General features: G+C 58.7%; 3 protein-coding genes. All 3 read right to left on the reverse strand.

Annotated elements, in window-relative coordinates:
* Positions 1 to 53: 53 nt before the first annotated feature.
* On the reverse strand, positions 54 to 494 hold the full coding sequence (locus WBQ77_RS09180) for an ExbD/TolR family protein (RefSeq protein WP_424059924.1): 441 nt from the start codon (positions 492 to 494) through the stop codon (positions 54 to 56).
* A complete protein-coding gene (locus tag WBQ77_RS09185) occupies positions 494 to 1219 on the reverse strand; it encodes a MotA/TolQ/ExbB proton channel family protein (protein ID WP_424042187.1) in 726 nt (241 codons plus the stop codon). The genes WBQ77_RS09180 and WBQ77_RS09185 overlap by 1 nt, the downstream gene beginning before the upstream one ends.
* An 11-nt stretch (positions 1220 to 1230) precedes the next feature.
* Positions 1231 to 1609: hypothetical protein (locus WBQ77_RS09190; RefSeq protein ID WP_424059926.1), on the reverse strand; the 379-nt coding region annotated here is incomplete at its 5' end.

The raw sequence follows: 1609 nt of genomic DNA on the forward strand, positions 1-1609 counted from the left end.
ATCGAGACTAACCATGCAACGACACTGAGCGCCATAAGGGATCACCAGGGGACCTATTCGCCTTCGCCGGCCTTGGGCTTGGACAGCAAGGATACGCGCGAATATCCGCTCTTGCCGACGCGACCGAGTATCTCCATTACCTCACCGTAAGGGCGGTTCTTGTCGCCGCGCACATACACCACCGTATCGCCTTCGGCCTGTCGAAGAGCCTCAAGCCGAGGAACAAGCGACTCGACTGTCACTTGGTCTTCGCGAATGTAGATGCCGCCATCCGGGCCCAAAGAGACGATCATGGGTTTTTTCGGTTGGCTAACCTTCGCAGCGGATGTGCTCGGAAGCTCAACAGGTACGCCGGCCACCAGCAGCGGGGCCGTGATCATGAAAATGATCAGGAGCACCAGCATCACGTCCACCATGGGCGTGATGTTAATCTCGGAGATAGGGCGGTATCCAGATTCCTCGCCGCTACCGTTATTTCCGACGGACATGCCCATTAGGACGGCTTCCCTGCGCGAAGCGGTTCTACATTGTCGCCACGCAAGCGTGTCGTCTGTGACAGGCCTTTAGCGTCATCGCTTGAGATGTCACGGGCGATCTCGATGATCGCGTCATTGCCGCGCGCATAGGCGCGTCCGAGCGCGACAGAGATTTGGTTGTAGGCGACCACCGCGGGAATGGCCGCAGCAAGACCGATCGCCGTGACAATCAGGGCTTCGGCGATGCCGGGGGCCACGACCGCAAGACTCGTGTCTTTTTGCTGCGCAATGGCGGTAAAGCTATTGACGATACCCCAAACTGTTCCGAACAATCCGATGAACGGCGCGGCGGAACCAGTTGTCGCCAAAAAGGGCAGGCCGCCTTCCACATTCTGAATTTGCGATTTGAACTCGTGCCTCATGGCATTCTCCACGCGAAAGCGGCGCTCAGTCGACGAGTCGTCTAGGTCAGCCGCGAGCTCGGCCTCGCCGGCGGCAAGCACTGCGCCGGAAAGCCCGCGACGGCCGCTGCTCGATCGGGCCTTGGCCAGGCGGCGTACGCCGCTCTTCAGCCAAGAGATCCGCACGATCTTCTCGAACGTGATTGCCCAGCAAGCCACGGAAGCGATGACGAGAAGCACGATGACCCCCTTGACCACCGGGTCGGCCTGCATCAGTAGGCCCCAGACGCTGTAGTCGTGTCCCGTCGCGGCGGTGATGGCGATTTCCTCTGCTACTTCCACAGCTCAGATCCTTACTTGCTCAGTTCGTTAACAGTCCGGCTCGAGACGGACAGACCCTTCAGGCAGTCGGAAACATCCTCCGTCCCGGCCTTACACTCCATCGCATCGTTGATCAAAAAACTTCCAACATCGTCGCACGATGTATTCGACACATCGAAAAGTTTCACGGTCCTCTTGTTCGCTTTCAACGGCGCCAGCTGGACGGCGAAACGCTGGTCGATGATGCCGTCCGGCCGGAAAAGAATGAAGTCGAGCTTCAGGGTGTCGTAGGCCCGGTCGCTCTTGTTATTTATGACGAAATAGGCTCTGCAATCGGAGCCTTTGGGCTCGAGCTTATTGAGCTCGATGGCAACATCCCCTTCCTCAGCCGCCACCAACGATGGCCCGACC

Origin of the sequence: Methyloceanibacter sp. (assembly GCF_049590335.1) — a bacterium.
Classification (GTDB): Bacteria; Pseudomonadota; Alphaproteobacteria; order Rhizobiales; family Methyloligellaceae; genus Methyloceanibacter.